This window comes from Brevibacterium sp. Mu109, from assembly GCF_900169375.1.
In the GTDB taxonomy this organism is placed as follows: Bacteria; Actinomycetota; Actinomycetes; order Actinomycetales; family Brevibacteriaceae; genus Brevibacterium; species Brevibacterium yomogidense_A.
Window position 1 is genome coordinate 1 of record NZ_FXZF01000058.1, and the last position, 6,428, is coordinate 6,428.

Genomic DNA, 6,428 nt, shown 5'->3' on the forward strand with positions numbered 1-6,428 from the left:
TCGAGAAGCTGCCGCAGGTCGCCGAGCACCTCGATGCGGCCCGGGTGGACATCCTGGCCTTCACCACGTTCCCGAAGGACGTCTGGGCCCAGATCTGGTCGAACAACCCAGCTGAACGGCTCAACCGTGAGATCCGTCGCCGCACCGACGCCGTGGGGATCTTCCCCAACCGAGCCGCGATCGTGCGGCTGGTCGGAGCGGTCCTGGCTGAGCAGACCGATGAGTGGGCCGAAGGCCGTCGGTACCTCGGACTCGAGGTCCTGGCCCGCTGCCGACTCACGTCCGTCGAGACCACCGGAGGCGAGGTGAGCACCGACCCCGACATCCCATTCGAACTCAGCGCCTGAGACCCCTCAACGAGGGATCCAACCGCTACACCACTCCAAGGGACTTGACCAACCCGGGGCGATTCACATCGTCCCGACCCGGTGTCAGGTCCACAATGACTGCGTCTTCCCCAACATGATCGACTCTTCCGGCCTGCAATTCATCGCGGCCGATCTATGCGCGTTGTGGGATGGCGATTTTGCCCCCTCCTGAACAGTGTTCAATAATGGACGTATGGATAGCTATGTGTCACTCGCGGAGCGTGTGCTCTCCGGCACCCCAGCCAGTGCCTCCGACGCCCGTGCGATTCTGCGTTCACCGAATGAGGATCTACCCGACCTCGTCGCGGCCGCAGCCCGGCTGCGCCGCGAGCACTTCGGCAATCTCGTCAAGGTCAATTACCTCGTCAACCTCAAGTCCGGTCTGTGCCCGGAGGACTGCAGCTACTGTTCGCAGCGTCTGGGCTCCGATGCGGAGATACTGAAGTACTCGTGGCTGCCGAAGGAAGAGGCCAAGCGTCAGGCAGAATTCGGCCTAGCCGGAGGTGCCTCGCGCCTCTGCCTCGTCGCCTCCGGCCGCGGTCCGTCGAATCGGGATGTCGATCGTGTCTCGGGCATGGTCGAGGAGATCAAGTCCGCCACTCCCGGAGTCGAGGTCTGTGCGTGCCTCGGGTTCCTCAACGACGGTCAGGCGCAGCGTCTCAAGAAAGCCGGTGTTGATGCTTACAATCACAACCTCAACACCGCTGAGTCCCATTACGCCGACATCTGCTCGACTCATACGTTCGCTGACCGCGTTGACACTGTCGATAGGGCTCGCGACGCGGGACTCTCTCCGTGCTCTGGACTCATCGTCGGCATGGGTGAGACGAACGACCAGGTCATCGAGACGATCAAATCGCTCAAAGCCGTTGACTCCGACTCGATCCCAGTCAACTTCCTCATCCCCTTCGACGGCACCCCGTTGGAGGGCACCAACACGCTGACCCCACAGAATTGTCTGCGGATTCTGTGCGCCGTGCGCTTCCTGTGTCCGGACCGCGAGCTGCGCATCGCGGGCGGTCGCGAGTTACATCTGCGTTCGCTGCAGCCGATGTCGCTGCATGTGGCGAATTCTCTCTTCCTCGGCGACTACCTCACTTCGGAGGGCCAGGCCGCTGAAGAGGATCTCGACATGATCGTCGACGGTGGGTTCGAGATTGTCGGAGTGGAGAGCGCCGAGCAGTTGCGTGATGAGCTCAAGGCCCACCGGGCAGCCCATCAGGCGGCCTTCGACACAGCAGCGCCTGTCGAGGGCAACTGCACGACTGCTGTCGGTACGGCCAGCGCGACCGGCTCTGCGTCAACCGAAGCCGGCACCCTGCCCTGCGGCAAGCCACTGCCGCCTGTCGGTCATGAGGCAGGTGGTGCGGGCGTGATGATTCCGACGATCCGCCGTCGAGGTGCAGGCACGGAGCTCTCTCCCAATGCCTGAGCCTGCCAGGTGCGAATCCATGAGCACTCTTGAGCGGGATTGTGGGCTTCTGTGGCATCCCTACGGGCCGCTCGATGCCGCGGCGCATTTCTCGGTCACCGGCGCGGACGGACCTTTCGTGGAGGTGTGTGATGCCTCGGGCACCGCCTACCGGCTTCTGGATGGGATGAGTTCTTGGTGGTCGGTCGTCCACGGCTACCGGCACCCGGTCATGGACGCGGCACTGACCGCCCAGCTCGGATCGTTCTCACATGTCATGTTCGGCGGTCTGACTCACGGTCCGGCAGTCGATCTGGCAGAGCTGCTCGTCACAGTCACACCTGCCGGACTCGATCATGTGTTCCTGGCCGACTCAGGCTCAGTCTCGGGCGAAGTCGCGCTCAAGCTCGCGATCCAATACCAACGGGCCCGAGGGCGCGACCGCAGACGCTTCCTCGCGCTCGAAGGCGCCTACCACGGATCGCCTCGGTCGGCCCGTTGCTCGTCCCGGGTCGCTGGAAGTACGCCAACACGTCAGCGGCGCGGCGTTTCAGCGTTCTGCCGAGCGTAGTCAACCCCGCCAACGCTGCCGGCACTCCAGCCGAAAGGCTCTCGATGACGGCGTGCACCCGAGCTCGTCCACGCACCCGGTCAGGGTCGCGGTAGGCGGCCACGACGCGCTGATAGACCCACCACGTCACATCGACCTGGGTGAGCTCGTCGGCGGCGAGCACCGCTTCGAGCCGGGCGATCTGTTTCGGGGTCGTCGAGGGCCGCTCGAAGAAGGTCTTCAAGGCCTGGCTGCTCGATGACCCCACAAGGCTCGCCGGGATGCGCGTCCGGTATCGGTTGAGTACTGGGCTTTAGAAGTCCCAGTCTTCATCGTTTGTGTCTTCGGCCTTGCCAATGACATAGGACGATCCGGATCCACTGAAGAAGTCGTGGGTCTCGTCCGATCCTGGAGCGAGCGCGGCGAGGATCTCCGGGTTGACCTCCGTCTCCTCTGGTTCGAACCGTGTGGGGTACCCCAGGTTCATAAGCGCCTTGTTCGCGTTGTAGCGGACGAAGACTGCAACGTCGTCCATCAGTCCAAGTGGCTCGTACAGCTCGGATGAGTAGCATATCTCCAGCTCGTAGAGCTCTTCGAGCAGATCGAGTGTGAAGGTGTGCATGCTGCGTTTCTCCGCGCTGCCGGTGGTCTCGAGCCCGCGCTGGTACTTGTAGCCGGAGTAGTAGCCGTGCACGGCCTTATCGCGCAGGATCAACCGGATCATATCGGCTGTGTTGGTAAGCATTGCGCGCACGGAGAAGTGAAGGGGAAGGTAGAAGCCGGCGTAGAGCAGCAGTGAGGACAGCAGGGTGGAGGCGACCTTCCGCTTGAGGGGATCCTCTCCGTAGTAGTGGACCATCACCGCCTTCGCCCGGTCCTGCAAGAGATCGTTTCCGACCGCCCACTCGTAGGCTTCGTCGATCTCCGGGGTGCTGGTGAGGGTGGAGAATACAGACGAGTACGACCGGGCATGCACGGACTGCATGAATGCGATGTTCGTGTAGACGGCTTCTTCGTGCTCAGTGCGTGCGTCTTGAATTTGGCTGATTTCGCCCACGGTTGCTTGAACGGTGTCGAGCATCGTCAGCCCGGTGAAGACTCGCATCGTGAGGGTGCGCTCGTACGGGTCGAGTGTGTGCCACGCGGGCAGATCATTGGATAGCGGCACTTTTTCAGGGAGCCAGAAGTTTGAGGTGAGGCGGTTCCAAACTTCTAGGTCCTTCTCATCGCTAACGCGGTTCCAATTGATCGGGCGTAGTCGTGCCTCAGGGTCGTGCCGGAAGGAGGGCGGGGTGACTGACCAGTTCAGGATCGCTAGGGGTTCGTCGACGGTCTTCATGGATCTCCTTGTATACAGCTGGGGGTAGTCGGAACGACCGGAGTGAGGGCGTCATCCGGACCAGAAGCGTGTCAGCCCTCGATTGACTTTTTCGGTGTCGGAGCGGGTTCCCAATAGTTCGAATCGGTACAGTTCCGGGACTCCACACTTCTGCGAGATCACTGGTCCGGCAAGGCAGTAATGCTCGCCGAAGTTTGTGTTTCCCGCTGTGATTACACCTCGCAGCAGCGACCTGTTGTGCTGGTCATTAAGAAAGCCAGCGACCTGTTTGGGAACTGCGTCCGAGGGTTCTCCTCCTCCATACGTGGGGACGACGAGCACGTATGGCCTCCCGACACGGATCATCCCCTCGAGGCGGGACCGCAGTGGGATCCGGACAGCCGGTCGCTCAAGACCTTCCACGAAGCGACGAGTGTTCTCAGACACGCTCGAGAAGAACACAAGGTCAGGCGAGTCCTGCAGAGGGAGCTCATGGATCGGTAAGAGAATGCGAGCCCCCGTTGATTGTGTCGACATTAAGCCCTCCCTGTCTGCTGGAACTGGCCGGCCGACCCTAACGCTCAGAGCCGGAGCAGATCGACTGGCCAGCCCGGCAACAGGCACTCTATGTTTTGTGCGCCAAACATTCAAGTTGGACGTCTCCAAGCTGTGCGATAAGGTCCGCCGAAGGGAGGGCGGTTCACCGAGTCGATCTGTTCGTGCCCAGGCCGCCTCGTTGCCTCTTCATCCTGCACGGGGCGCCGATCTTGTAGATGTATGAGGCCTGATGAGTTGTTATGCTAAAAGCGGCGCAACAGTTGCCGGGCCCGGTGACCGCGCCTCTACCGAGCATGCTGACATGCATTAGCTGAAGCGTCTCCAAGATCTCGAGTCCATCGTGATCGCGGCCCGGGCCTCTCGGGTGCGGATCGACTCCTCCGGCCCCTCGGCTGACGCTGGCCGCCGGGGTCGAGACGATCCGGGAGACTGACCGGGCGCTGGGCATCACCTCTGCTCTGGCCGCGGGGGTCGTGGCAGTCAAGGAACGGTCCCGGGGTCTGTCCTGCGGTCAGCTGCTGATGGTGATGACCTCGGCGCAGCTGGCCGGCCAGGACTTTATGGTCGAACTGGGCCGGCGGCGGGCCGATACCACCGGCCAGGCGCTGGGGCCGGTGCCGACCCCGGCGTCGACGCCAGCGTACGAAATTGCTAAGCGCTTCGGTGCCGAACAGTTGGTCGGATCGAAGCCGGCATCAACGGTCTGCATGCCGCCCGCAACAGCAGGCCTACCGCTGCGACGAACGCCCCTTATCGGGTCGCCTTGTCTCGTTGCTGTGCCCCAACTTGCTTTGTTGCTATCGGCAAACTTAGGGTCTCGTCATGCCCAACAAGCGTCCGCCCTCCCGACCATGTCGTTCTCCCCGCCCTAGTGTTTTCGGCGCCTCCGGCGCTGTCTTGGCGGGCGCAATGCTCCTGTCCGCTTGCTCTATAGCCGGCGAAACCTCTGCCGAATCCAGCGGGGGTAAGGAACCGCTAAATGTGTATGCCACCACCGGGTACCTCGCGGACGCAGTGGCAAATATCGCTCCGGAGGCCGAAGTGACCACCATGGTGGGTCCCGGGGGTGACCCGCACACCTACCAGCCCTCCACTCAAGACATCCAAACCCTCCAGAATGCCGATGCGGTGCTGTGGAACGGGCTCCACCTCGAGGCGCATATGATCGACCAGCTGAATAGCCTCGGGGATGCGCAGATGGCTGTCGGCGACCTGGTCCCGGAAGACCTGTTGCTGGGCTGGGAGGATACGGATGCCGAGGGCAAAGCATTGCACGACCCTCATATTTGGAATAGCCCTGAGGCATGGAGCCTGGCGGTGGGACACGCGGCAGATCATCTGGCACGGATTGATCCGGACAATGCGGATACCTACCGAGCCAACCTGCAGGGTTACCTAGGCCAGATCGAAAGCACTCACGCCAACGCAGAGAGGCTACTCAGCACCATCGCGGAGGAAGATCGAGTGCTGATCACCGGACATGATGCCTTCGCCTACTTCGGGCAGACCTACAACATCGACGTCCACGCCACCGACTACATCTCCACCGATGCCCAGCTCTCCCCGCATGAGCTCAGCAGCCTGGCGGATCTGATTGAGGAGCGCGAGGTGCCGATGATCTTCCAGGACAACCAGGCCAATCCGCAGGCCATCACATCCCTGCGCGAGGCCGTAGAAGCCCGCGGCTGGGAAGTCGAAGTCTCCGAGGACGAGCTCTACGCCGATAGCCTCGGCGCCGAGGAGGGCGTCGATACCTATCTGGAGGTCTATGCGCACAACGCCCAAGCGGTCGCCGACGCACTGGGGCAGGATGACGAACAGGAGAATGACCAGTGATTGCCTGCCAGACCAGTGGTCTCAGTGTCGCCTACCGCACCGAGCCGGTGCTGCGCAATGTCGACTTCCATGTGCCGGTCGGCGCAGTGATGGGCATCGTTGGCCCCAACGGCGCCGGCAAATCCACCTTGATCAAGGCCATGCTCGGCCTAGTCACGCCGCTGACCGGCCACAGTGAGTTCTTCGACCAGCCCCTGGCACGGGTCCGCCAAAAGGTCGGGTACATGCCGCAGTCCACTTCCGTGGATTGGGACTTTCCTACAACGGTCCGCGACGTCGTCCTGATGGGAACCTACGGGCGTCTGAAGTGGCTGCGCCGTCCGCGGCGCGCTGAGAAGGACATTGCTGCAGAAGCTATGGAACAGACAGGGATCAGCGACCTCGCCC

The 6,428-nt window shown here is 62.4% G+C and carries 6 protein-coding genes and 2 pseudogenes; 5 read left to right on the plus strand and 3 right to left on the minus strand.

All coding sequences use genetic code 11. The features are described 5' to 3' along the window. The 3 genes and pseudogenes from BSP109_RS16045 to BSP109_RS16055 all read left to right on the plus strand — a co-directional run. Positions 1-347 (plus strand): transposase (locus tag BSP109_RS16045; protein WP_180959795.1); only part of this gene is annotated, 347 nt, incomplete at its 5' end. Positions 348-561: 214 nt separating this feature from the next. Continuing rightward, positions 562-1,800 (plus strand): biotin synthase BioB, encoded by a 1,239-nt coding sequence (gene bioB, locus BSP109_RS16050; protein WP_101601943.1) that lies wholly within the window; start codon positions 562-564, stop codon positions 1,798-1,800. Between the two features lie 19 nt (positions 1,801-1,819). Next, positions 1,820-2,203 (plus strand): annotated as a pseudogene (locus BSP109_RS16055) (aminotransferase class III-fold pyridoxal phosphate-dependent enzyme); the annotation flags it as partial. Here the strand turns inward: BSP109_RS16055 and BSP109_RS16060 are convergent. The 3 genes and pseudogenes from BSP109_RS16060 to nrdI form a co-directional block, all read right to left on the minus strand. Then, positions 2,181-2,543 (minus strand): annotated as a pseudogene (locus tag BSP109_RS16060) (transposase); the annotation flags it as partial. The pseudogenes BSP109_RS16055 and BSP109_RS16060 sit on opposite strands and share 23 nt — an antisense overlap. Before the next feature lie 99 nt (positions 2,544-2,642). Beyond that, positions 2,643-3,668: a class 1b ribonucleoside-diphosphate reductase subunit beta gene (nrdF, locus tag BSP109_RS16065; protein ID WP_101601945.1), complete on the minus strand. Its 1,026-nt coding sequence runs from the start codon at positions 3,666-3,668 to the stop codon at positions 2,643-2,645. A 51-nt stretch (positions 3,669-3,719) separates the two neighbouring features. Further along, positions 3,720-4,184, minus strand: coding sequence for a class Ib ribonucleoside-diphosphate reductase assembly flavoprotein NrdI (gene nrdI, locus BSP109_RS16070; RefSeq protein WP_101601947.1), 465 nt, complete (start codon positions 4,182-4,184; stop codon positions 3,720-3,722). Between the two features lie 1,002 nt (positions 4,185-5,186). Here nrdI and BSP109_RS16075 point away from each other — a divergent pair. Continuing rightward, positions 5,187-6,041, plus strand: coding sequence for a metal ABC transporter solute-binding protein, Zn/Mn family (locus BSP109_RS16075; RefSeq protein WP_257944748.1), 855 nt, complete (start codon positions 5,187-5,189; stop codon positions 6,039-6,041). After that, positions 6,038-6,428, plus strand: a 391-nt coding sequence (locus tag BSP109_RS16080) for a metal ABC transporter ATP-binding protein (protein WP_257944749.1), incomplete at its 3' end; no start/stop codon positions are given. The genes BSP109_RS16075 and BSP109_RS16080, both read left to right, overlap by 4 nt.